Raw genomic sequence first — 25,326 nt, 5'->3', positions numbered from 1 at the left:
TAAGGAGCTATTAAATAAAATGAAGGTTGCTTATTTTGATTTAACTAATGGAGTTGATGCAGCTGGTATTTTAGGTGCTGTGATAGATTTGGGATGGAAAGTAGATAATTTAAGGAAGCTCCTATCAGGATTGAACTTAACAGAACTTGAGCTTGACTTGGTAGAAAGAGTTAGAGTTTCAGTTCAGGATAAGAGAGTGGGAGTAGAATTGGGGCTGGATTCTGATTTGGAAGAAGAAATGTTGGATTATAAAGAGGTTAAAGAGTTAATTAGCAGCTCTAATTTAGATGAGATGTTTATCAAAGAGGCTTTAGAGATCTTTGCAGCTTTATTTAAAATTAAAACAGAGCTGTTCCTTAGAGAAGTGATTACAGCTTTAGTGTATATATTAGGGATTTTAAACGGCATAAAAATGTTAAAATTAGAAAGGATTTATGCTTCTTCTATTCGGTTGGGAGAATCCCCTGAGTTTACAGTATTGGAATTATTAAAAGGAAACCCGGTTTCTTTTCTTGCTGATAAAGAAAGGCTGGTTACAGAGTTGGGAGCGGCACTAGTTAGCAGTTTAGTCGATGAATTCAATTCTGGACAGAATATGATCTTAGAAGATAGCGGTTATGGGTTGATTACAGAAAGCAGTGAAAAATTAAGAATCACTTTAGGTAGCATAGATAAAGAAGCTGAGTACCAGCAGGATGAAGTAATAACAGTTGAGACCAATATTGATGATATGTCCCAGGAGTTTTATGATTATATTATACAGCAGTTATTCAAGGTAGGGGCTTTGGATGTCTACTTAACTCCGATTCAGATGAAGAAGAACCGGCCGGCACAAAAGTTAACAGTTCTAACAGCAGAAAGGAACTTGAATAATCTGCTGGAGATTATCTTTGCTGAAACTACAACATTAGGAGTCAGGATTAACAGACAGCAGAGGTATAAGCTGGAACGTGAGATTAGACAGATTAGCCTCGAAGGTAGAGAAGTGGATGTCAAGTTGGGTTTTAAAGGAGATAAATTAGTAAATATTGCTCCAGAATATGATTCCTGTAAGCAGGCAGCTGAGGATCTAGATCTGCCGTTAAAAGAAGTATATCGCCGAACAGTAGCCAGTATTGATAGGCTTGATACATAATATGGATTAGATTTGGAAAGAATGGATAATAGCTACTAATTATAAGCAGGTGATTTAATGGGCTATGAATTGGCAGTAGTTGGGCTCGGTAATACTTCCCGTCAGGATCGAGGAATCGGTATTTATCTGCTGGATAGCTTACAGGATAGATTCAGTAAGTATCCGATCAAGTTTATTAATGGAGGAGTAGACGGCCGGGATTTATTCAATCTCTTACAGCAGTTAACTGTTAAAAAGGTGATAGTATTGGATACAGTAGAAAAAATTGAGAGTCCAGGCAGTCTGAATTACTTAACTATGGCCCTCGATCAAGCTGGAAGACTGGAGAAGTTAATGATAATTACAATTGAGGTCTTTGAGACTGATTGGGGAAGTGAATTATCCTTTCCTCTAGTTAAGAAGTATAAAGAGATTTCAACAGAAATTGAATCTGTAATTGAACAGATGCTAACAAGACCGCTAAGGATCAATCCTTAGCAGTCCTGTTAGCTATTTTTTAGGTCTAAGTTGCAGGTAAATCCAACTCTGCTATTGAATAAATTAGGTAAGTCTATCTTAATAAGGCAGTGATTGACATGGAACGGCTGAATAAAATTATTGATAGTCAGGAATATAACTCTTATTTACAGAAGAATCACCAGCGGGAGCAGGATAGAATCTTCTGCAGGCATACCTGGCAGCATTTTATAGCTGTTGCTAGAATTACTTATCTTTTAATTTTAGAAGAGGAGTTAGCTGAAGAATTACTTACTAAGTGGCAGCTAGAAGAGAAGAATGATCTAAAGGAGATAGTCTATACGGCAGCAATGCTGCATGATATCGGCCGCTGGAAGCAGTATGATACTGGTCAGGATCATGCAGCAGTGAGTGCTAAGCTGGCTGTAGACTTATTAGAGAAGTATAGATATACTGCTTTAGAGAAAGAGATAATTTTAACAGCAATCAAAGAACATCGAGGTAAGCCAGACAGTGATAAATCGATTCTAGGCTGTTTGCTCTGTAGAGGAGATAATCTATCGCGAAACTGTCGAGAATGTTTTGCTCGGGAAAAGTGTAAGAGTGTTAAGAATCCTACTATCAAATATTAACTTAAGTAGAAGGGGAGGATAATATGCAGCAGGCGAGAGTATTAGAGATTAAGGATGAGGCTAGCTTTAAAGAAGAACTAGAGGAGCTGGGAACAGATAAATCAGGGATCAATATTATGGCTCCTAAATCCCAGTATTACTTGATTAAGCTGAAGGATATACCTCTGAAGGCAGCTTTGATTCTAAAACAGGAGATGTTATCCAAGGGAGGAGAAGTGGCTCTGCCGAGAGAGGGAGCTGGACTGCAGGTAGAGGAGACTGATCTGATTTTGATGGGGACAAGGAGTATCTATAAAAAAGTAGAGAAGGTACTTCGCCAGCAGCCTTTTGGTTTGAGAGAAATAGGTGAATTAATTTTAGAAACTCTTGATTCTTATCAAAGTGAATTAGGCTCGATTTCTGGATCGAATTATGAATTTAATTTCGGCAAAAGGACTTATATAATGGGAATTCTGAATGTAACGCCGGATTCTTTCTCTGACGGCGGAGAATATAATGACTTTGATACAGCAGTAGAGCGGGCTCAGGAGATGATCGATAATGGAGCCGATATCATTGATATCGGAGGAGAATCAACGCGGCCTGGTTCTGATCCTCTACCGCTGGAAGAGGAATTGGAACGTGTGATTCCGGTAATAGAATATCTGACTCCCAGGATAGATGTTCCTATTTCTGTTGATACTTATAAGAGCGAAGTAGGACGAAGGGCTCTAGAGGCGGGAGCAGATATTATCAATGATATTACCGGCTTCAAAGAGGATCCCAAGCTGGCTGAAGTAGCTGCTGAGTATGATGCACCAGTGATATTGATGCATATTCAGGGCCGTCCTAAAAATATGCAGCAGAATCCCAGTTATGAAGATTTAATTTCAGAGATCTTAAATTATCTGCAGGAAAGTATAGATGTCGGTTTAGAGGCCGGAATTAAAAGAGAAAAAATAATTGTTGATCCTGGTATCGGCTTCGGTAAAACAACAGACCATAACTTAGAGATTATGCAGCGGTTAGGTGAATTTAAAAGTCTTGGTCAGCCGATTTTGCTTGGTACTTCTCGTAAATCAATGATTGGGAATACTCTTGATCTGCCGGTTGACCAGCGAGTAGAGGGAACAGGAGCTACAGTAAGTATCGGTATTGCTAATGGAGCAGATATAGTCCGCGTCCATGATGTAAAAGAGATGGCGCGGGTAGCTAAAATGACTGATGCAATGGTAAGGAGATAAACATGAGTGATTATATTCGACTGGAAGGGCTTGAATTTTACGGTTATCACGGTGCTTTGGCTGAAGAAAAGGAATTAGGCCAGCGGTTTATTGTTGATTTGGAGCTGGAGATAGATTTACAGGAAGCAGGAATGACTGACCGGCTTGATCAGACAATTAATTATGCTGAAGTCTATCAAAAGGTAAAGGAGATAGTAGAAGGAGATTCATATGATTTAATCGAGGCAGTAGCTGAAAAGATTGCAGATAGTTTATTGAGAGATTATTCTATTCTAGAGGGGATAGCAGTTAGAGTCAAGAAGCCTGAAGTTCCAATTCCTGGTGTCCTGGATTGGGTGGAAGTGGAGATAGAAAGGAGTAGTAAGTCGTGACTACTGTTTACTTAAGCTTAGGTTCTAATAAAGAAAGTAGAGAAGAATACCTACAAAGGGCAATTAAGAAGCTACAGGACCATTCTGGGATTAGAGTAATAGCCAGTTCACCAGTCTATGAAACTAAACCTGTCGGCTATACTGATCAGGATGACTTTCTTAATTTAGTACTGGAAGTAAAGACTACTTTAGCATCTCTGGAATTATTGGATTACATTCAAGAAGTAGAACTTGAATTGGATAGAACCCGTGAAATTCGTTGGGGGCCGAGGACAATAGATATAGATATTATTCTATTTGGAGAGAAAGAGATTGAATCTGAGCGGCTTACTATTCCTCATCCCCGCTTCCACAAGCGGGCTTTTGTGCTTGTTCCGCTGCTTGATTTGACTGATGAAGTAGTTTATGAAGGAAAAACAGCAGCTGAACTTTTGGATGAACTGCCCCATAAAGCTGATGTGGTGGAGTATAAGAGCTGCCTAAGAATTTGACAATAATAAAGCTGTACGGTATAATACTGCTAAAACAATATTAAATTTAGTAGGTGAAAATATGACTATTAAAATTAAGAATGTTAAAGATAAACTAGCAGCCAATAATTATAAAATGACCTCCCAGCGCCGGATTATTTTAGAGAGTATAATAGAGAATGAAGGAGAACACCTGAGTGCAGAAGAGATTTATGCTAGAGTTAAAGAGGAAGAACCAGGAATTGGTCTAGCTACTGTTTATCGAACTTTAGAGCTTTTTTGTGACTTGAATATCCTACATCAATTAAATTTTGATGATAACTGTCGTCGATATGAATTGAATCATGAAAATAAGCACCATCATCACTTAATCTGTATTAATTGTGGTAGTATTACCGAATTTAATGATGAAATACTAGAAGACTTTGAAACAGGAATTGAGCAAGAACATAATTTTTCTGTGACAGACCATAGAATTAAATTTTACGGCTATTGTAAGAACTGTCAATAGCCTTTTTTATTTAGAGGTTATTGATAATAGTTTTCAATATAATTTAAATGAATTATTGATATTAGATGTTAACTGGAATATAATTAAAGCAGCAGTAATAATTATATATTAAGGGAATTTATTTTATGGATGGGATTGGAGTTAAATTAGCCTGAGTTTAGAGGAGGCAGAATGAATGGATGACTGCTCAGAAGATGTTATAGTTCTAGCAGGAAATCCAAATGTGGGTAAGTCTATCTTTTTTAATGAATTAACCGGTATCTATGTTGATGTATCTAACTTCCCCGGAACAACTTTGGATATCAGTCACGGGTATTATAAGGGAAATGTAGTTGTTGATACTCCAGGAGTTTATGGAGTATCTTCTTTTAATGAGGAAGAAACTGTAGCGCGTGATGTGATTATTGAAGCTGATGTAGTCTTGAATATAGTTGATGCAGCCCATTTAGAACGAGATCTATTCTTGACTCAACAGATTATAGATATGGGAATTCCAGTAGTAGTTGCACTTAACATGATGGATGAGGCTAAACGCCAGGGATTGAGAATAGATGTTGAGGGATTAGAAGCAGAATTAGGAGTGCCAGTAATAGGAACAGTTGCTACTGAAGGACAGGGCATGGATAAGGTTAAGGAGGCTCTCTTTAAAGCTAGGACTGGCAGAAGTGATCATAAACTACAGCGGAAGTTGAAAAGGTTCAACAATAGAGTTAATCAGCCTGAAGCTTTATTGATTCTTGAAGATGACCCTGATTTAGCGGAGAAATATGGAATTAAGTTTTCCGATGAAGGAAAGAATAGGGAGAAAATCTACCGCAGGCGGCGAAAAAGAATTGATCGGATCATTAATCGGGTTGTAACAAGAAGGATTAGACGTAATTCGTTGAAGTCTAGATTAAGTAGATTGATGGTCAAGCCCTTAACTGGTATTCCGATTCTATTATCTGTTCTCTTTATTATCTATCAGGTAGTAGGCGTCTTAATTGCTCAAAAGGTGGTTGATTTTACTGAGGGAGTAGTTCTGGAAGGGATTTATGAACCTTTCATTCGTAGTGTAGTAACTGAGTTTATTCCAGTTAATTCTATCTTAGGAAATATCTTAGTAGGAGAGTTTGGGCTGCTGACTATGACTGTAACTTATATTTTTGGCCTCTTACTACCGTTAGTAATCGGGTTTTATTTCTTTTTATCTCTGTTGGAAGATTCGGGTTATTTGCCTAGAGTGGCTACTTTAACCGATAGAGTTTTAAGTAAATTAGGTCTAAATGGTCGAGCTGTAATCCCTTTGATTTTGGGGTTTGGCTGTGTAACTATGGCTGTAATTACTACTAGATTACTGGGTTCAAAAAGAGAGCGGATGATTGCTACTTTTTTATTGGGGCTGGCTATTCCTTGTTCAGCCCAACTGGGAGTTATTGTAGGTTTGATTAGCCCGTTGGGATTTAAGTATCTACTTTTTTATGCTGGAATTATATGTTTTGTATTAATAGCAGCCGGCGTAATTTTAAACTGGGGACTGTCGGGAGGATCGACTGGTCTGTTAATTGATCTGCCGCCGCTTAGAGTACCGCGGTTGAGTAATGTAGTAACTAAGACCTTTACTAAAGCCCAGCTATTTATAGAGGAGGCAGGACCTATCTTTTTACTGGGTTCATTGATTATTACTCTGATGCAGATAAACGGTTGGTTAGGAGTTATAGAAGATGCTGTAGCTCCAATTATTGTAAACTGGCTTAAACTACCTAAAGAGATGGCTGTAGTCTTTATTATGGGGATAGTACGCAGAGACTTTGGAGTAGCAGGTTTAACAAAGCTGGCTCTATCTCCGCCTCAAACGTTGGTAGCCTTAGTTACTGCTACTTTATTTGTTCCCTGTATTGCTTCAATGATGGTTATCTTTAAAGAGCGGAATTTAAAAGAAACTATTCTGATCTGGATAGGTAGCTGGCTATCTGCTTTTGGTATCGGGGGAGTATTGGCTCAAGTTTTAATTTAGTTATCATTTTAAAAGGAGGATTTAGGTGATAGGACAGGATACAATTAAGCGGGGATTACAGAAGGGATGGAATACTTACTTAACTTTAGTGAAGATAATTATTCCGGTTCATATTCTAGTAACGATTCTGAAATATACTCCATTAATTGAGATACTTGCTACCTGGGTAGCACCAGTAATGAAGCATTTAGGGCTTTCAGGGGAAGCTATTTTAGCCTTGATCAGCGGTTATCTGCTGAATAATTATGCTGCTTTGGGAGTAGTAACAGGCCTTGATTTTTCAATTCGAGAAATAACTATCTTAGGAACTATGCTTGGAATTTCACATGCTTTAATTATAGAAGCAGCAGTAATTAAGCGGATTAAAGTCAAGATTCTGCCGTTAGTCTGTTTAAGAATTCTAGTATCATTATTAACAGGCTATATACTTAATTTATTACTATAAAATACAGTAATTGGAGGGAAAGTTATGCCCTGGAATGAAATTATTAATGAGATCATAGTAGAGGGGTTCGGTACACTTAAACAAATAGCTTTAATTATTTTCCCTTTGATGGTAGTGCTTGAGATTGGAAGGGATATCGGTATTTTAGACAAGGTTTCGCAGCTATTTGCTCCTGTACTTAAAATTTTTAAGCTACCTGCCAAAACTGCTCTGCCTTTATTGGTAGGACAGATATTTGGGTTAACATATGGAGCAGGTGTAATTATTCAGATTTCAGAAGAGGAGAATATTTCGCAGAATAAATTATTGGTTATGGCTGTTTTTTTAGCAATCTGTCATGCTGTGATTGAAGATACATTATTATTTGTGGCAGTAGGAGGCCGCGGAGGAGTTATTCTGGCTACAAGATTATTTTTAGCAGTTGGAATTACATATATATTCAGTAAGTTCTTGATTAAGGGAACCGAAGAAATAGAGACTAGTATAGAGTCATAGAATGGAGTGGAAAAGAAGATGGAAGAGTATGAAGAAGTATCATTTAAAAAGAGGATTAAAGCAGATTTAGCTTTATTATTTGTAGTCTTTGTCTGGGGGACAACCTTTGCAATTATGAAGGGCGTTTTTGATATAGTAACACCGTTTTACTTTCTAACGCTGCGGTTTTGGACAGCAGTTATAGTATTGGTATTAATATTTCACCGCCGGTTGAAGAAATTGGATTGGGAGACTATTAAGCTCGGTTCTTTTGTAGGAATCTTTTTATTTGGAGGCTTTGCTTTTCAGGTGGTAGGTCTAAATTATACTACTGCTTCTAAAGCAGGCTTTCTAACAGGTCTATCAGTAGTTATTGTACCGATTTTATCAGCAATTATTCTAAAGAAGATACCTTCCATGTTAACGGTTATTGGTGTTACTTTAGCTACTATTGGACTTGGTCTATTATCGTTTAATGGAGAGTTTATCTTTAATTTTGGTGATTTTTTGGTCTTTTTATGTGCAGTTTCCCTGGCTGTCTATATTCTACTAGTAGGAAAGTATGTTCAGCAGAAGGATTCAATTCTGTTGACTATAGTCCAGATTACAACAGTAGCTTTATTGAGTGGTTTTTCGTCTTTAGTGGAAGGGAGTTTTGAGGTGGTGTTGCAGCCTGAACTCTGGGGTGCAGTAGTCTATATGGCGTTTTTTGCTACTACCTTGGCCTTAGTAGTACAGAATAAGGCCCAGGAATTTACAACACCGACTAGAACTGCTATTATTTTTTCTATGGAGCCGGTATTTGCCGCAGTTTTTGCTTACTTTTATCTAGGAGAGGTTATTAGTGTGAATAGTTACTGGGGTGGATTACTAATCGTTGTCGGTATGATTATCGCTGAATTGAAATTAAGTAAACCAAAAGAAGAAGCGGTTTAAAATAAATTAAGGGTGATGAAATAATGAGCTCAATTGATTTACGTAGTGATACTGTTAGTGAACTACTCGGCATTGAAATACCGAGCTTCATGGTCGCTTGCTTTTATGGGAATTACCCGTAATATCAAGCAAGTTACCCAATCGGCGTGTCCAATGCCACTACTCCTATCTAGCATAGGTGCTAGACTCAGAGATACTTTTATTGCTCAAGATAGAAGTGTAAGCATCTCTATAAGTGCTTACTAGAAGATTTAGTGTCTTCTATCTACAACGAGCCCCCTGAATATTTTACACAGTAGAGGTTTAGCTACTGCAACCTCCAATATTCACTTGTGATTTACATCTATATTATAATAAATTATGGAGCAAATATCAATTATTTAAATTAATATTTGCTAATCCTTATATCTCCCATTTGAAAAAGGGAGGGTTACGGATTATTTCCTAAACTTTCAAAACATAATTGATATATTGTGTCACTTCCCACTTGTAGCTAATATGGTCTCATTCATGATATTCCGGGGATAGTCAATATGTATCCGCCGCTTGTCGTTCGCTCAACGTCCTGTTTCGCTCACTGTCAAAAAACAGTTTTCCGCCGTCCATGGCTCCAAACTGTTTTTAAGAGTCGCTCTGGACACATATTGACTATTTATAGTACAGAAATTTCATTGGTTTGGTTTTTTAACGCTTCCTCAGATAATTTTGCACAATTAGTTGATATCTTGCAACAAGCGACTTTAAAGCAGCCCCATAAGAGAAGATAATTAACATATAAAGTAGGCTCTTTAAATCGTATCTCTAAGATTAGTTTATTGCTGATTGACTAGGGCTGATTTTCGGAGCGTTTGCAAGATATCAACTCTAAACTGCAACATTATATCAATATAGCTGCACTTTACCAAAATTCAACTTAAGTTGACGTCTATAATATTAGGTTGAAAAAATATATTTATATTGGAGGGAAATACCATGAGTTTGGACCATCTTAATCTAGAGGAGCGAGAATTAGTTGGTTTATTCGGTTATCCAGTGAAGCATTCTTTATCTCCGGTGATGCATAATACAGCTTTTTCAAAGTTAGATCTGGATTATCTATATCTTCCCTTTGAAGTAGAGCCTGATAATTTAAAAGCAGCAGTAGAGGGAATTAGGGGCCTTAATCTGCGGGGAGTAAATCTTACTATTCCGCATAAGGAAGCAGTCATTCCTTATCTGGATCAGGTATCAAAAGAAGCTGAATTGATCGGTGCTGTGAATACAATCAAAAATGAAGCTGGAGAGTTAATCGGGTATAATACCGACGGACGCGGTTTTGTTAGATCATTACAGGAAGAAGGCTTTATGCCGCAGAATAAGAATGTATTAATTGTTGGTGCGGGTGGTGCAGCTCGGGCTGTGGCCTTTCAGCTTGGATTAGAAGGGGTTGAGAGGCTTTATGTTGCTAACCGTACTTTTAAGAAGGCTGAAGATTTAGTTTCTGATATTAAAAAAGGATTAGAAATGGAAACAGTTCAGCCTTTACCGCTTAAACAGGAGAAGTTAAAGAAAATTATAAGCGGAATAGATCTGCTGGTGGATACTACTCCTATCGGAATGCATCCTGAATCTGATGTAGAGCCGGTAATTGAGCCGGAGTTGATTCAGCCTGATATGGTGGTTAGTGATTTAGTCTATAATCCTGTTGAAACTAGTCTGCTGAAGGCAGCTAAGGATAGAGGAGCCAAAACCGTCAGCGGACTGGGGATGTTGGTCCATCAGGGAGCAATTTCTTTTGAAATCTGGACAGGAAAGAAAGCACCGGTAAAGTTAATGGCGGAAACTATCAGAGATAATATTGAATTAGAGTAAAATTAAAGAATTTTTGCAGGTTTTTAGAAAATGATAGTTAATTATAGATATAAGTTTAATATTAAGATATACTTATTTCAAATCTATATTAGCAGGTGGTAAAGGTGATCAAAAAGAAACGGTTAGGGGATATTCTGGTTGATGTTGGATTTATTACTGAAGAAGAACTACAGGAGGCTTTAGAACAGCAGAAGGGAACTGAAAAGAGGTTGGGTACTGTTCTAAAGGAGATGAAGCTGGTTACCGAACAGGATGTAATGGAGGCTTTAGAATATCAGTTAGGGATTCCACAGGTTAATCTCAATAAGTTCATTATTGATTCCGAGGTAATTAAGATGATTCCACAGTCGCTGGCTGAAAGACATCGGGCAATTCCGATTAAGAAAGAGGATAATACTTTAACAGTTGCTATGGCTGATCCTCTCGATGTACTGGCTATTGATGATATTAGAATTAAGACTGACTGTGAAGTAATACCGGTGATTGCCAGTGAAGATGAGATTCAGCAGGCTATAGAACAGTATTTTGGCAGCGAAGATATAGTTAATGAATTTATTGAGGATATAGATGCCCGACAGATAGAACTTGACAGTGAGGAAGAGATGGAAGTAGACCGGCTGCGCGAGATGGTAGATGAGGCGCCGGTAGTTAGATTAGTAAATAATATTATCAATGAAGGAGTTAAGCTGCGGGCCAGCGATATTCATATAGAGCCTCAGGGAGATGAAGTGCAGGTTAGATATAGAGTCGATGGTATTCTGCGAAATGAAATGGATATTCCCAAGCATACTCATTCTGCTTTAGTTTCTAGAATTAAGATTATGGCTGACATGGATATTGCTGAGCGGCGCAGACCTCAAGACGGCAGAATTCAGATGATGATCAGGGATAAAGAGATAGATCTTCGAATTTCGGTTCTGCCGACGATAGAGGGTGAGAAAGTAGTAATCAGGATTTTAGATAAGGATAATCTGATGCTGGAGCTTAATGAGTTAGGATTCTTACCTGAGCATTTAACAGACTTTAAATCTATGATTCAACAGCCCCACGGGATGTTATTGATTACTGGTCCAACCGGCAGCGGCAAGACAACGACGCTTTATTCGGCACTTAATCGGTTGAATACAGAAGAGAAGAATATTATTACTATTGAAGATCCAGTTGAGTATACTCTGAACGGAATCAATCAGGTTCAGACCAATCCCCAAGTAGGACTTACTTTTGCTGATGGACTTCGATCTATTCTCCGGCAGGATCCGGATATAGTGATGGTTGGTGAGATTCGGGATAAAGAGACGGCAGAGATTGCTATTCATGCTGCACTAACGGGACATTTAGTCTTAACTACTCTCCATACTAATGAAGCTGCGGGGGCCTTAACGAGACTGATCAATATGGGAATTGAACCTTTCTTAGTTGCTTCTTCAGTTATCGGTGTTGTTGCTCAGCGGCTGGTTAGAACTATCTGTGATAACTGTAAGGCTAAGGACGAAGAATTGGCAGTTGATTTTAATTTAGGTAAGTATATAGATGGTGAGGAAGTATTGGAAATCTATGAAGGAGATGGCTGCCGCCGATGTAATGAGCGGGGCTATTTAGGTAGAACAGCGATTCATGAGATTTTGGAGATTGATTCTGAGATTAAGAAGTTGATTGTTAAGAAAGCTTCGGCTGCTGAGATTGAAGAGCAGGCGGTAAACAATGGTATGATTACATTGGAGTCTTCAGGCTTAGAGAAGGTTAATCAGGGGATTACTACTTTAGAAGAGGTTATGAGAGTAACCAAAGTCTATGTAGATTAGAAGGAGAGGGATCTATGGAATTAGATGATCTTCTGCGGGAAGGGATTAGAGTAGGAGCTTCTGATATTCATCTGACTGTAGGAATTGAACCGACGGCGCGAATTAATGGGAATTTACGGAAGTTATGTGATAGCAAGATAAATTCTGACAAAATTAATGGTTTAGTGGCAGGAATGCTGGGGTCTAATGAAGAAGAAATATATAAGGAAACAGGTGAAGTAGATTTTGCTTATCATCTGGATAACTATCGCTTTCGTGTTAATGTTTTTAAACAACGGGGGAATCCGGCGGCAGTTCTGCGGATTATTCCTAATGAGATTCTGAGTCTAGAGGAGTTAGGACTGCCGGAGAAATTAAAAGAACTGGCTTTAAAGCCGCGTGGTCTCTTTTTAGTAACGGGACCTACTGGCAGCGGGAAATCGACCACTTTAGCTTCAATGATTGATCTGGTTAACAGTAAGATGGACAAGCATATCATTACTTTAGAAGATCCAATTGAATATGTTCATCAGCATAAACGGAGTATTATCAATCAGCGGGCTGTAGGAAAGGATACTGATAATTTTGCTAATGGTTTGAGATCGGCTCTAAGACAGGATCCCGATATAATTTTAGTCGGTGAGATGAGAGATTTAGAAACTATCTCGACGGCAATTACTGCTGCTGAAACTGGCCATCTGGTGTTGGCTACTCTACATACTAATAATGCTTCGGAAACAATTGAGCGAATCATTAATGTCTTTCCGGCCCATCAACAGACTCAGGTTAGAACTCAGCTGGCATTAACACTGGAAGGGGTCTTATCCCAGCAGCTGCTGCCGACAATTGATAATCTGGATAGAGTAGTGGCTACGGAGCTCATGATTGCTAATTCAGCAGTCAGAAACTTAATTAGAGAAGATAAGACTCATCAGTTGGAATCAGTAATGCAGACTGGAAGTGATGAAGGAATGCATACGATGGATTATTCGCTGCGTGATCTATACTTAAACGGCAAGATAAGTAGAAAAATGGCTCTAGAACGGGCGGTTAATGTTGAGACCCTTAAGAAGCAGATTTAGCAACTTCAATGTTAAGGGGGGGAGAGTCTGATTACTAAAGTATTCCGCTATAAGGTAAGGGATGAGAATGGTGAGCAGTTAGAAGGGGCCTTAGAGGCTGAAAGTAGAGAGATTGTGATTGATAGGCTTAGAAATAGAGGCTATTATATTACTTCAATTGAAGAAGAGCAAGAAAGCAGCAGTTTAGGAGATAAATTAAAGCAGTTTAAGAAAGTAAAATTAAAAGATCTAGCTCTTTTCTGCCGCCAGTTTGCTACTATGATAGATGCTGGAGTTTCCTTAGTTAGAGCCCTTGATATTCTCGGTGATCAGACAGGGAATCCCAAATTACGTGAAGCAATTAGATCTGTTCAGGAACATGTAGAAGGCGGAGTATCTCTCTCCAATGCCCTAGAGGAAGAAGACCATGTTTTTCCCCGGCTCTTTATCAGTATGGTAGAAGCCGGAGAGACCGGCGGTATCCTGGATGAAGTCTTACTGGAGATGGCCGACCACTTCGAAAAAGAGAATGAGATGAAACAGCAGATCACATCAGCTCTAGCCTACCCAGCAGTTATTACTCTGGTGGCTGTGGGAGTAGTTGTCTTCTTAGTTACAGTTATTCTGCCTACCTTTGTTGATATCTTTGCCGGAATGAATATTCAGCTGCCGCTACCGACACGAATCTTACTGACTACTAGCAATTTAATATCCAGCTACTGGTATCTTTTTGTAGGAGCAGTTTTAGTAGTTATATCCTTTAGTTATTACTATTATCAGACAGATAGGGGAAAACGGCAGATAGATTGGCTGCTGCTTAAACTGCCGTTATTTGGCGATTTGATTATCAAGATTTCAGTAGCCAGATTCAGCCGGACATTGGGTACTTTAATCAGCAGCGGTGTTACTATTTTGGAAGGGCTAGAGGTAGTAAGTAGGGTAGTTTCCAATCAGATAGTAGCAGAACAGCTTAATGAAGCTCGGAATAGCATTAGTGCCGGTGAAAGTATGGCTGATCCGCTCCAACAGAATGGTCTATTTCCCCAGATGGTAATTCAGATGATCAGAATTGGAGAGGAAACCGGTAGCTTAGATCAGATGCTGAATCGAGTAGCCCAGTTTTATGATCAGGAAGTGGAGCATAAAGTAGAAGGTATGGTTTCGCTAATTGAACCGGCTTTAATTTTGATATTAGGCTTAGTAGTAGGTAGTATTGTAGTTTCTATGATGCTTCCGATGTTTAATATGATGCAGGGGTTTTAAAAATTAAAGAGGAGGAATCATGATGATTTCTAAGTTGAGAAGAAGAATGAGTTTTGTTAGTGAGGAAGACGGTTTTACGTTGATTGAGTTGATGATTGTAATTGCTGTGTTGGGGGTTCTGGCTGGAATTGCTATTCCTAGATTTAGTGGAGTGACAGATAAGGCTGATATTGCTTCAGCAGAAAGTGATTTAAGAAATCTGCAAACAGCAGCTGAAATGTATATTGCAGAACATTCTACTACTCCTAATTCTATTACTAGTCTTAGTGGTTATATTGATGATGCTGAAAGTGATGATTATTATAATAATAATTATGAATTTAATGATGATGGAAATGGAGATTATAAAATAGAAACTTCAGAAGAGGTTGGAGGCAAAACTGTATTTGTTACACCAGGTGGTATAGGAACAAACTAAGATTAAGCTGTGATAGAACTTATATTAACCAAGGAGTGAGGTAAATGTTCAACAAGTGGCAAGAAAAGATAAATTACTTTGGTACTGGAGAAGAGGGATTTACATTAATTGAATTGATGATTGTAATTTCAGTGTTGGGTATTTTAGCCGGAATTGCTATTCCCCGATTTAGCGGAGTTCAGGATAAAGCTAAAATTGCTGCCGTAGAGAGTGACCTGCGGAATATTCAGACGGGCTTAGAGATGTATAAAGCTGAAAATGGTTCTTATCCTACGAGCGTTAGTTTAATTACAGAATATGTAGAGTTTGAGGGCTTAGATAATTATAGTTTTGAGGCTGATAGTGAATATGATTATACTATAAGTACTTCAGTAGGCGGAGTAGAAGTTACACTCACTCCTGGCGGTATAAGTACTACAGATGACTAGTAACTGTTGGATTACTTTATTGCTTAAGAAATTATACTTTTTGCATTAGAATCATATTGTTGCAGTTTAGAGTTGATATCTTGCAAACGCTCCAAAAATCAGCCCTAATCAATTAGCAGTAAATTAACCCTTATAGCTACATTTTAAAATTCTAGTTTATATGATAATTATATTCTCTTCTGGGGCTGCTTTAAAGTCGCTTGTTGCAAGATATCAACTAATTGTGCAAAATTATCTGAGGAAGCGTTTAAAACCAGATCAATGAAATTTATGTGTTATAACCACAGTAATATATTCTATTATCAATAGTCAATATGTGTCCAGAGAGACTCTTAAAACTGACCCGGAACCATGGAGGCTGTAGAGAAACTGATTTTAGCTCCTTGTTTTTGAATCAGAGCATTAATTAGCTCCTTGTTTTTGAATCAGAGCATTAATATTATCTCTCTGCTCAATAAGTTCATCCCATAGCCAGCATTGGTCTGTATGCTGGCTATGGTGGAGAGTCAGTTTTCGAGAATGAGTGAGACAGGACGTTGAACGAATGGCAAGCGTAAGAGATTTGTTGACTATAATTTGCAATCTCTTGAAAGTAACACAATATATCAATATTCTTTTAAAAGTAGCAAAGCCAAATTTATAGAAGAGTGATCGATAGACCATTTTGCTTCTATTTTTGAACTGAGACTATGTAAGGAGAATAAGTATGGAATACTCTAAAGAAAAGTCCCATATTAAGTATCTACTTCCGATAGCTTTTATATTGGCAGTAGTGCCGTTGATAGTATATGCTAAAAAGATTTCGATTGATGGCATCTTAAAAGATTACTGGTCACAGCAATTGGATTTCTTTTCTTACTACAAAATGATTGCTTTTTTGATTGCTGTTTTAGCGTCAGTAATTTCACTTGTGGTATATTACTATAAAAGAAGAAAGCTAAAGAGGACTTATTATTATTTATTCATGGAGATCTATGGAATCCTGATTATTATTTCAACTATTTATTCTACTTCTCCTTCGGTGGCTTTATGGGGCTTTCCTGACCGCTATGAAGGGATGTTTGTTCTTCTAGGATATTTGATAATTTTATTTGTAACGATCAATCTAGTGGAATATAAGCCGGATATAAGGTTTTTGCTCTTTTCATTATTGCTCTCTGCTGCAGTGATATCAACAATAGGGGTCTTTCAGTACTTTGGAGTTGATCCATTAACTACTGTATTCGGAAAGGAGATTATTCTACCGTCGAGTCTCCATAGTATAGGAGATAATATAAGTGCTAGATTTGATTATGCTTTTTCTACTCTCTACAATCCCAATTATATGGGCAGCTATACCGGAATGCTGTTGGCGCTGGTTCTAACTTTATATACTCTGACTGCAAAGAAGAAAATCAGAATATTGTTAGGCTGTTTCAGTTTGCTAATCTTTGCTGGCTGGTTAGCTTCTCTCTCCCGAGCGGGAATGGTAGGCGGTTTCTGTAGTATTGTTTTTTTAGTGATACTTTTACGCCGGGAATTGAAGAAAAATTGGAAAGCTTTAGCTGTACTAACACTCGGTTTTATGCTTGTCTTTACCGGCATGAACTATGCTGGTGACGGTAGATTAGTAAAAGAGGTATTTTCCTTTGGTCAAGAGGTAAAGATAGCTGCTGGCAAGAAGACAGGGGAATTCAAAGACATTACAATTAACAAGGACCAATTAACGATAATTACTAAAGAAGAGAAACTACAGATTAATCTTACAGAGGATAATTCTCTTGCGTTTAGAGATGGAGCTGGCAAAAAAGTTGATTATAAGCTAAAAAAAGATGGCGGTATCATTAAGCTAAAGAATGGTAAATATCAGGCTTATAAGTTCAGGTTACTTCCTGATAAAGGGCTACTGCATTTTGAGTATGGTTCATCTGAATTTGGGAAGAAAAAAGTTGATTTTAAGATCACAACTAAACCGGAGCGAGGATTCTGGATTATGGGATTTGCCGGCAAAGCCTATAAGACAGGACAGATTGAGAAGTGGGGATTTGAAGGTAGAGAGAATCTAGGTTCGAACCGCGGATATATCTGGTCTAGATCGCTACCGATGTTAAAGGATACAATCTTGACCGGTTATGGTCCTGATACTTATGGACTTTATTTTCCGCAGTATGATAATGTCGGTAAGTTAATTGCCTTTAATACCACCAGAAAGATAGTAGATAAGCCGCATAATATGTATCTGCAGGTTGGAATTAATACAGGAGTAATTTCGCTAATAGCTTTGCTGACTGTGTTCGGTGTTTATTCCTTTTCTAGCATCAAGTTATACTGGGGTGGAAGATTCGATAACTTCTATAAGAAGGTAGGAGTGGGAATCTTTGGAGCTTTTTTAGCCTATGCTATAGCAGGTTTATTTAATGACAGCGTTATTTCAGTGGCCCCAGTCTTCTGGATTCTATTTGGAATTGGAATTAGCGTTAATATGAAGTTGAAGGAAGAGTTAGTCTAGAAGAAATAATTATTTGTAGATGGATGGAGGGCTGAGTAATGATAGTAAATGCTGTAATCTTCATCTTCGGACTTATAATAGGCAGCTTCTTAAACGTAATAATCTATCGATTACCTGAAGACAAATCAATAATCTTTCCGCGTTCTCGCTGTACTAGCTGTCAGACAGAATTAGGAGTAATTGACTTGATTCCGATTGTTAGTTTCTTGCTGACTAAAGGTAGATGTCGTTACTGTGGAGCAAAGATTTCTTATCAGTATCCGCTGGTAGAATTTTTAACTGGAATCATATTTTTATTGCTATTCCAACAGTATTACTTCAGTATCCAGTTTATGATCTATGCATTCTTATCATCATTATTATTAACTGCTGCTGTTATTGATCTAAAACATCAGATCATACCTAACCGCATCACATATTTCGGAATTATTACTGGACTTATACTCAGCTTATTATTTAAGCACATAACTATCAGATCAGCTTTATTGGGCTTAGTGATACCGGCAGGATTCTTATTATTAATTGCAGTTATCACTAAGGGCGGATTGGGCATGGGAGATGTCAAGTTTATAGCTATGATAGGAACTTATCTAGGAGCGAAATATACATTGATAAGCATCTTTATCGGTTCTATTGTTGGTTCTGTTATTGGACTAGCTTTAATTGGATTGGGAGTTAAGAGTAGAAAGGATAGAGTTCCTTTTGGTCCGTTATTAGCATTGGGGAATTTGTTGATGATTCTATATGGACAGGTCATTATGGATTGGTATCTATCATATAAGTTTGGAATGCTGAATTTGTAATAGCGGGGTTGAAAGTAATGAAAGGAATAGCCGAGAGGAAAGCAGGATTTACTTTGCTTGAAGTGTTGGTAGTTGTCAGTATTATCGGAGTTTTGGCTGGAGTTGGTGCTTTTGGAATTAGGGATGTATTGGCCAATTATCGGTTGAAGACAGAGGTTAGTTCAATAGTATCTATGCTTAATAAAGCAAAACAATGGACTGTCTTTAAACAAGAAAAATATGGGGTTAAATTTAGTACAGCTAACGAGACATATACACTTTTTCGGTATAGTGATGATAAAGAATTTGAAACTAAAGATTCTAATACAGGAATAGATATTTATGAGTCAAATAGAATTCACTTTCTTCCTGAAGGAACAGCAGACTATGGAGAGGTAAGACTGAAAAACAGCAATGGTGAAAAATATAGAATATATGTCTATTCAGTTACAGGCCGTATTTCAGTTAAGGCATGGGATGAGGAGTTAAAGAATTGGATTGATATGTGATATATGTTGGAGGGAGTACAATGTTATTTCAACTTCATCAATGGGAAGAAGGAATGAGTCTAATTGAAGTTATGGTAGGGATTACTCTATTATTTATTGCTCTGGTTCCAATTTTAGGTTACTTTGTAAGCAGTACTAGAATGGTAAGTGAGACTGAAAAGAAGAGTATAGCCTTGAATTTAGCACAGCAGAAGATGGAAAAGCTTAAGAGCAAAGATTTCGTTGATTTGCCAGATAGTATTAAAAATCATGACAAAATTGATATTGATGGCGATGGAGAAGATGATTATCCTAATTTCAATATAGAAGTTAATGGGGATCCGGATGATAAAATAAAAGAAATAACAGTGATTGTTCATTGGAATGATGATGAGTTAGTAAAGTTAGAAACTTTAATTGCAAAAAGGTGACTGATATATATGTTAAGTGGCAGAAATCAAGGTTTTACTTTAATTGAGGTTTTAATTGTATTAGCAATTATCGGTGTAGTTAGTACTGCAATATCTAATGTATTATTGACTGGAGTGAAAGTCTGGAACTTTAATCAACAGCAGGTAGACCTCCAACAGAGAGGTAGAGGAATAATGTTGAGATTATCTCCAGAGATTCGTAAAGCATCTCAAGCAATAATAAAAGATGGTTCTGGAACTCAAACAAATAATGGAGTTAGGTTAACTTTAAAAGATGATTCAGGAAATGAATATTTGGAATACTTAGTAGAAGATGGTGTGCTCAAAGAGAAAGAAGCAGATTGGTCATCTCATAAACCTATTACACAAAAAATAATATCTAATTCTGATGTTTTTAATTATATTGATTCAAGTGATGATTGTGAGATAGCTAAAGAAGATAAAGAATTAATAAAAATAAAGTTAGTTTTAGAAGTTGAAGACAAAACTTATAATTTGATTAACAAAGTTTATCTTCGAAATTGAAGTGAGGTGAAGAAATGTGTAAAAATGAGCAGGGATCAGTAATTTTTTTGGCTTTATTAACAATTACTGTTTTAATGACTATGGTTACTGCTTCTTCATATATGTTAAATAATGAAATTAAGATAAACACCTATAATATAGATAGAGTTCAAGCTCTTTATACAGCAGAAGCTGGAATTGAAAAAGTCATAAATGAAATAAATTTCACTATTACTGAAGATGAATTAAAAGGGAAATTGAGTGATTTTAATATTGCTAATTCTACATGTGAATATTTAGAGATAGTAAAGGATGAAAATGAATTCAAAATAATTGTTAAAGGAAAAGCAGAAAATAATGCTAAAAGAAAAATAAAAGCTACTATTGCTCTTGTTAATGTGTATTCAGAAAAGCCTTTTATATATGGAACAGACTTTATTATAAATGAAAATAGTGAAAGTAATGGGAATAATGGGGAGGATAATTCTAATTTATCTAATAGTGGACAACAGGTTAATGAATTAGATGCTATAGATGATGATGTTTATGACGATTATATTAATGATAAAAATGTAATAGAAAAAGCAGATGGATATAATGGAGATTTAGATTTAAATTCTGGTGAGGTAGTTTATATTAAAGGGAAAGGAACTTTAAATGATATAGAAGTATCTTATTCTGAGGGAGATAATCTTCCTGTTGTAGTTGTTGATGATGATTTAACATTGGATAATATTCACGAGGTAAATAATATAGTTCTTATGATTAAAGGAAATTTTAAATATAAAACAACTGGGAAAGGAACTCTAAAGAATACTTATATATATAGTGAGGGGAATGTTACATTTAAAGGACATGCTAAGGAAGAAAGTCCTGGAAATTCTGATGAAATAAATGGCCCATTTACTTTTAAAGGCCAGTGTGTAGCAGAAAGCAATGTGAAATTTAAGATAAGTACAAATAAAAAGAACCAAACTATAAATTATTTATCTCCTAGAGAGAATGGTGTACCTAGTGATATATCTGGTATAAAAATAACAAGCTGGCAGGAAGTGAATTGAAAGAGGTGAACCAATGAAAGTATTGGACAAGCTTAAAAATAAATTCAGTAGTTTCTTCAACAATAACATAATCGGTCTGGATATCGGAGATAGCTTAATTAAGTTAGTAGAAGTCGAGTCTAAACAAGATAAGATTCAGCTTAATAATCTAGCTATTACGCCTACACCTTCTGAAGCTGTAGAAGAAGGTAAATTAAAAGATATAGATGCACTGTCGGAGCAGATAAAGTCTTTACTTGAAGATAATGAATTCCAAGTAGATCAAGCAGTGACAGCTGTTAGCGGTGAAGAGGTAATTATTAGAACTGTTGAAGTGCCCAATATGCCGGAAGATGAGCTGGATGAAGTAATCAGATGGGAGGCCCAGGAACAGATTCCGATTTCAGTAGATGAAGCCATTTTAGATTATGAAATTGTTACTAGAAAGCCTAACGGCGGTTATGAATTGATGTTAGTGGCTGTAGCTAAGGATTTAATCGATAGATACATAGATCTCTTTGCGAATTTAGGGCTTAAGCTAGCAGCTATTGAGATAGAACCTACAGCAGCTGCTAGAGTAGTACACCAGCTATACCCTACTCAAACTATCGGTTTAATAGATATCGGTGCTGGTACCACTGATGTTTCGATTTTTGGGAATGGTGAATTAATCTTTACTAGAACTATAAGAATGGCCGGAGATGAGATTACTGAAGAGATAATGGAAAATTATGATTTAAGTTTCGAAGAAGCCGAAGAGTACAAACGAAATAATAATTTGTTTGAAGATGCAAAACTAAATGTCTTGATCAGAAATTTAACGACAGCTATCTATAGATCGCTTGATTACTTTCAGGTACAGTATAAGGATTATAATGTGGACCAATTAGTCTTAACCGGCGGCGAGAGCAAATTAACCGGATTTATTTCTCATCTGGAGAATGAATTTGAAGTAACAACAGAAAAGTTAGATTTAATTTCAAGTATAGAATCAAAAGTAGAGGGACTTTCCCGCAGTGAATTATTAGAAGTGATGCCGTTTTTAAGTGTTGGAATTGGACTGGGATTAAGGGAGGTAAAGGGAAATGATTAATCTGTTGCCTTCCGAATATAAAGAAAAAAGAAAATTGAATATAGATAAGATCTTGATCGGAGTCCTAATCTTTACTTTATTATTAATACCGCTTTCTTATTATATTAAATTAAGTCTGGAGATTAAAAGAGCAGAAGCAAAATTAGAGTTGATTGATAGAGAGTTAGATAAGCTTAAAGATAAGAGTCAGGGACTGAATAAGTTACAGAAGGAATACCAAAGCTTAAAGACTAGGCTCCATAACCGGAAAAAGATAGTAGGAGAAAAGGTAGATTGGAGTGCTGTTTTAAGAGAATTACAGCAGGTAATTTCTGATGAAAGCTGGATTAAAGAATTTAAAGTAGTCAGTCATCAGTCATTTAAGATCACCGGATATACTTTGAATAATCAACAACTGGAGATAATGATTGAGAAATTAAAGACTTCCAGTTACTTTAATGATGTTTCGATTGATTCTTCAACCCAAAAGAAGCTTGTCTTAAACGGTTATGAAGATCAGAACACCATTCATTATCAGATAAGCGGTAAGTTAAGAGCGAATGTTGGTGATAATAATGGAATGGAGTAACTTAAGTTCGAGAGAACAGAAATTAATACTGATTGGATTAATAGTGATTTTGAGTGTCGGATATTATTATTATATTTATCAGCCGCAGGTCAAAAGATTGGCTGAAGTCAAACAGCAAGTAGAACAGAAGCTTAATGAGTTGCGGGTTGAAAGCAAGGTATTGGAGAAAAAGAAGGAACTAAAACAGAAGTATGAATTACTTCAACAGCAGCTGCAAGAAAAAGAAGGTAATTTTCTGGAGATAGGAGATGATTCAAGATTAATTGTAGATTTAGGCAATTTAGCTGATCAGACAGGAGTTGAGCTGTTATCTACTGGTCCAGCAGAATCGATTAAAGATGATATCTATATTCAGTATCCGGTTAAGGTTAATCTAGAGGGAACTTATAATAACATCATAGATTTTGTAAATAAAATAGTAGAACTGGATTATCTAATTCGAATTCAGAATTTAAATATTTCATCTAAATTAGCTCCTACTGATAGGATTCAAGTTGAAATGAGAATAATTGGTTATGCTCTGGAACAGAAAAGTGGTGATAGATAGTGCAGTTTAATAACTTATTTAGCTCTTCCTTTATCAAAACTAAGCTGGTATTGATTTTTGCTAGTATTTTATTATCAGTAGGATGTAGCGGTTTTATAACCTATCAAGCCCTTGATTTAATCAATACTAAACAGGATATAGAGAACTTTAAAGAGGAAATAGCCAGGATAGTTAAGGTTCAAGATATAGAGGCAGGTCTGGATGAAGATCTACAGGAGATAACTAATGGCAGTAATCAATCTAATGTATTATTTTCTTATAATAATCAGAGTAATACTAATCCATTTCGATCGCTGCTGACTAAAAAGGTAGTTGATAAATCAGTTGCTAGTAAACAGGATAGCTCTACAGTAGATAAGCCTGAAATTATAAAACCGGATATTACAGTTTTAGGCATTCTCGGTAATCAAAAAGTTAAACGGGCTATTATCAGGTTGGGAAGCTCAGAAACAGAAGTATATATTGTTCGAGTTAAAGAAGAAATTCAAGAATTAAAGATAAAATCAATCACAGATAATAAAGTAATCATCACTAAGCAGAACCGGGACTTTAGTTATGAATTTGGAGGTTAAATCATGAACTTAAGATATAATAATCCATCAAAAGTAGCTATTATTATCTACTTGATTCTTGTTATAGTACTTCTGTCTTCGGCAGCTGTTGCCGAGAAGATGCCTGAAAGTGATCAACAGATAGATTTAAATCTCAGGGATGTTGATCTCAAGGATGCATTTCGAGCTTTAGCTGATGTATCGGGGGTTAATATAATTGCTGATAGCTCTGTTGAAGGTAAGGTTACAGTTAAGTTAAAGGATGTTTCTTTTCTAAAAGCTATGAACCTTATAACTAAAACTAATAGTTTGTCTTATCGAGTTTTGGATGGGGTTGTAATAGTAGGTTCGTCAGAAAAATTGAAATCAAACTTTGAAAAGAAAAAAACTAAAATTTTTAAACTTGAAAATTCTGATCCTGAAAAAGTTAAAGAAAATCTAAGTTTGTTGATAAAAAATAAAGCAATTGGAATTAATGAAAGAACGAAGAGTTTAATAGTTACTGCTTATCCTAACAAGTTAAAAGAAATAGGCAATATAATTGAACAACTTGACCATCTACAAAAACAAGTTATTATAGAAGCTAGAATAGAAGATGTATCTTATGATAAATTAAAGGATTTAGGAATAAATTGGAGTTTTGCTAAGAATAGAGGTGATAATAAAGGAGAACAGATAAGTGATACTGATATAGAAAATGGCGGATCTGGTATTTTAGAAATTGGTGACGTATCTATGAATTATACTGCTATTATAAGAGCTTTAAAGTCGACAGATGATTCAACGACTCTGGCTAATCCACGTATAGCTACAATTGATGGTAAAGAAGCAGTAATTAATATGGGACAAGAAGTTCCAATATTAAAATCTGAAAAAGATGATGATGGGCAAACCAGTACTAATATTAGTTTTAGAGATGTAGGAACAGTGTTAAAAATAACTCCTAGAATTAATAATAATCAGATAAGAATGAATATTAAACCAGAAGTTAGTGAAGTTGATCATTGGGAAGGGTCATATCCAGTTATTAATACTAAAAAGGTTGAAACTAATATTATAGTTAAAAATGGCGAAACTATAGTTATTGGTGGTTTGATTTCAGAAAAAGAAATTAATCAATTATCTAAAGTACCCTTATTTGGGGATGTTCCAATTTTTGGTGAATTATTTAAAAGTAGAAGGACCACAAAAGAAAAACGAGAATTGGTTATCTTTATTACCCCTCGAATTATCGAGGATAATGGACAGGCTGATGAGGAAGAGAAGGATTTTTCGGCCTCGATTCATAGTAAAGACAAAAAAGATCAATAATAGTCCTGTAGAGAGCCCTGATTGAATGTGAAAGGCTTATTTTTGTCTGAATGCAGGATAATGGATAGATTG

Annotated in this window: 28 protein-coding genes; all 28 read left to right on the top strand. The window is 36.4% G+C overall.

The annotated features are described in order from the left end of the window. Window positions 1-19: 19 nt before the first annotated feature. The 28 genes from larC2 (at window position 20) to acear_RS09045 (ending at window position 25,254) form a co-directional block, all read left to right on the top strand. Window positions 20-1,135: a nickel pincer cofactor biosynthesis protein LarC2 gene (gene larC2 / locus acear_RS09180; protein WP_013278736.1), complete on the top strand. Its 1,116-nt coding sequence runs from the start codon at window positions 20-22 to the stop codon at window positions 1,133-1,135. 57 nt (window positions 1,136-1,192) lie between these two features. Further along, window positions 1,193-1,612, top strand: coding sequence for a hydrogenase maturation protease (locus acear_RS09175; protein ID WP_013278735.1), 420 nt, complete (start codon window positions 1,193-1,195; stop codon window positions 1,610-1,612). 98 nt (window positions 1,613-1,710) lie between these two features. Then, the gene (locus tag acear_RS09170; RefSeq protein ID WP_013278734.1) at window positions 1,711-2,223 is read left to right on the top strand and encodes an HD domain-containing protein; all 513 of its coding nucleotides are present in this window, start codon (window positions 1,711-1,713) and stop codon (window positions 2,221-2,223) included. 23 nt (window positions 2,224-2,246) lie between these two features. Next, the gene (gene folP / locus acear_RS09165) at window positions 2,247-3,446 is read left to right on the top strand and encodes a dihydropteroate synthase (protein WP_013278733.1); all 1,200 of its coding nucleotides are present in this window, start codon (window positions 2,247-2,249) and stop codon (window positions 3,444-3,446) included. A 2-nt stretch (window positions 3,447-3,448) separates the two neighbouring features. Further along, complete coding sequence (gene folB / locus acear_RS09160; RefSeq protein WP_013278732.1) at window positions 3,449-3,817, top strand: dihydroneopterin aldolase; 369 nt, start codon at window positions 3,449-3,451, stop codon at window positions 3,815-3,817. Then, window positions 3,814-4,308, top strand: coding sequence for a 2-amino-4-hydroxy-6-hydroxymethyldihydropteridine diphosphokinase (folK, locus tag acear_RS09155; RefSeq protein ID WP_013278731.1), 495 nt, complete (start codon window positions 3,814-3,816; stop codon window positions 4,306-4,308). The genes folB and folK overlap by 4 nt, the downstream gene beginning before the upstream one ends. A 61-nt stretch (window positions 4,309-4,369) precedes the next feature. Further along, the gene (locus acear_RS09150; protein ID WP_013278730.1) at window positions 4,370-4,798 is read left to right on the top strand and encodes a Fur family transcriptional regulator; all 429 of its coding nucleotides are present in this window, start codon (window positions 4,370-4,372) and stop codon (window positions 4,796-4,798) included. Between the two features lie 175 nt (window positions 4,799-4,973). Beyond that, window positions 4,974-6,794 carry a ferrous iron transport protein B gene (feoB, locus tag acear_RS09145; protein WP_013278729.1) on the top strand — a complete coding sequence of 607 codons (1,821 nt, stop codon included), beginning with the start codon at window positions 4,974-4,976 and terminating at the stop codon, window positions 6,792-6,794. Window positions 6,795-6,819: 25 nt separating this feature from the next. Beyond that, window positions 6,820-7,239, top strand: coding sequence for a nucleoside recognition domain-containing protein (locus acear_RS09140; RefSeq protein WP_013278728.1), 420 nt, complete (start codon window positions 6,820-6,822; stop codon window positions 7,237-7,239). Between the two features lie 24 nt (window positions 7,240-7,263). Then, on the top strand, window positions 7,264-7,734 hold the full coding sequence (locus acear_RS09135) for a nucleoside recognition domain-containing protein (RefSeq protein ID WP_013278727.1): 471 nt from the start codon (window positions 7,264-7,266) through the stop codon (window positions 7,732-7,734). A gap of 18 nt (window positions 7,735-7,752) precedes the next feature. After that, window positions 7,753-8,649: a DMT family transporter gene (locus acear_RS09130; protein ID WP_013278726.1), complete on the top strand. Its 897-nt coding sequence runs from the start codon at window positions 7,753-7,755 to the stop codon at window positions 8,647-8,649. Window positions 8,650-9,621: 972 nt separating this feature from the next. After that, the gene (gene aroE / locus acear_RS09125) at window positions 9,622-10,500 is read left to right on the top strand and encodes a shikimate dehydrogenase (protein WP_013278725.1); all 879 of its coding nucleotides are present in this window, start codon (window positions 9,622-9,624) and stop codon (window positions 10,498-10,500) included. 104 nt (window positions 10,501-10,604) lie between these two features. Beyond that, entirely contained in the window at window positions 10,605-12,302 is a 1,698-nt protein-coding gene (gspE, locus tag acear_RS09120; RefSeq protein ID WP_013278724.1) for a type II secretion system ATPase GspE, read from the top strand. A gap of 14 nt (window positions 12,303-12,316) precedes the next feature. Beyond that, a complete protein-coding gene (locus acear_RS09115; RefSeq protein WP_013278723.1) occupies window positions 12,317-13,363 on the top strand; it encodes a type IV pilus twitching motility protein PilT in 1,047 nt (348 codons plus the stop codon). Window positions 13,364-13,477: 114 nt separating this feature from the next. Then, window positions 13,478-14,605 (top strand): type II secretion system F family protein, encoded by a 1,128-nt coding sequence (locus tag acear_RS09110; RefSeq protein WP_245526681.1) that lies wholly within the window; start codon window positions 13,478-13,480, stop codon window positions 14,603-14,605. A 22-nt stretch (window positions 14,606-14,627) separates the two neighbouring features. Continuing rightward, window positions 14,628-15,023 (top strand): competence type IV pilus major pilin ComGC, encoded by a 396-nt coding sequence (locus acear_RS12960; RefSeq protein ID WP_013278721.1) that lies wholly within the window; start codon window positions 14,628-14,630, stop codon window positions 15,021-15,023. 44 nt (window positions 15,024-15,067) lie between these two features. Further along, the gene (locus acear_RS12955) at window positions 15,068-15,451 is read left to right on the top strand and encodes a type IV pilin protein (protein ID WP_013278720.1); all 384 of its coding nucleotides are present in this window, start codon (window positions 15,068-15,070) and stop codon (window positions 15,449-15,451) included. Between the two features lie 706 nt (window positions 15,452-16,157). Next, window positions 16,158-17,939 carry an O-antigen ligase family protein gene (locus acear_RS09095; RefSeq protein WP_013278719.1) on the top strand — a complete coding sequence of 594 codons (1,782 nt, stop codon included), beginning with the start codon at window positions 16,158-16,160 and terminating at the stop codon, window positions 17,937-17,939. A gap of 38 nt (window positions 17,940-17,977) precedes the next feature. Further along, on the top strand, window positions 17,978-18,742 hold the full coding sequence (locus acear_RS09090) for a prepilin peptidase (protein ID WP_013278718.1): 765 nt from the start codon (window positions 17,978-17,980) through the stop codon (window positions 18,740-18,742). A gap of 17 nt (window positions 18,743-18,759) precedes the next feature. After that, window positions 18,760-19,230 (top strand): prepilin-type N-terminal cleavage/methylation domain-containing protein, encoded by a 471-nt coding sequence (locus tag acear_RS09085; RefSeq protein WP_013278717.1) that lies wholly within the window; start codon window positions 18,760-18,762, stop codon window positions 19,228-19,230. Window positions 19,231-19,250: 20 nt separating this feature from the next. After that, window positions 19,251-19,640, top strand: a complete 390-nt coding sequence (locus acear_RS09080) for a type IV pilus modification PilV family protein (RefSeq protein ID WP_013278716.1) — start codon at window positions 19,251-19,253, stop codon at window positions 19,638-19,640. A gap of 9 nt (window positions 19,641-19,649) precedes the next feature. Further along, complete coding sequence (locus acear_RS09075) at window positions 19,650-20,165, top strand: PilW family protein (protein ID WP_013278715.1); 516 nt, start codon at window positions 19,650-19,652, stop codon at window positions 20,163-20,165. A gap of 14 nt (window positions 20,166-20,179) precedes the next feature. Then, window positions 20,180-21,205, top strand: coding sequence for a pilus assembly PilX N-terminal domain-containing protein (locus tag acear_RS09070; protein ID WP_013278714.1), 1,026 nt, complete (start codon window positions 20,180-20,182; stop codon window positions 21,203-21,205). Between the two features lie 13 nt (window positions 21,206-21,218). Next, a complete protein-coding gene (gene pilM / locus acear_RS09065; RefSeq protein ID WP_013278713.1) occupies window positions 21,219-22,277 on the top strand; it encodes a type IV pilus assembly protein PilM in 1,059 nt (352 codons plus the stop codon). Further along, window positions 22,270-22,845, top strand: a complete 576-nt coding sequence (locus acear_RS09060) for a PilN domain-containing protein (protein ID WP_013278712.1) — start codon at window positions 22,270-22,272, stop codon at window positions 22,843-22,845. Before pilM ends, acear_RS09060 begins: the two co-directional genes overlap by 8 nt. Beyond that, window positions 22,832-23,392 carry a type IV pilus inner membrane component PilO gene (locus tag acear_RS09055; protein ID WP_041667338.1) on the top strand — a complete coding sequence of 187 codons (561 nt, stop codon included), beginning with the start codon at window positions 22,832-22,834 and terminating at the stop codon, window positions 23,390-23,392. Before acear_RS09060 ends, acear_RS09055 begins: the two co-directional genes overlap by 14 nt. After that, window positions 23,392-23,964 (top strand): hypothetical protein, encoded by a 573-nt coding sequence (locus tag acear_RS09050; RefSeq protein WP_013278710.1) that lies wholly within the window; start codon window positions 23,392-23,394, stop codon window positions 23,962-23,964. The genes acear_RS09055 and acear_RS09050 overlap by 1 nt, the downstream gene beginning before the upstream one ends. Before the next feature lie 3 nt (window positions 23,965-23,967). Continuing rightward, window positions 23,968-25,254: a type II secretion system protein GspD gene (locus acear_RS09045; protein ID WP_013278709.1), complete on the top strand. Its 1,287-nt coding sequence runs from the start codon at window positions 23,968-23,970 to the stop codon at window positions 25,252-25,254. Window positions 25,255-25,326: the final 72 nt, after the last annotated feature.

The sequence above is a fragment of the Acetohalobium arabaticum DSM 5501 genome (assembly GCF_000144695.1).
Taxonomy (GTDB): domain Bacteria; phylum Bacillota; class Halanaerobiia; order Halobacteroidales; family Acetohalobiaceae; genus Acetohalobium; species Acetohalobium arabaticum.
The sequence above is the reverse complement of the archived record's forward strand: the minus strand, read 5'-3'. Positions and strand labels throughout refer to the sequence as shown.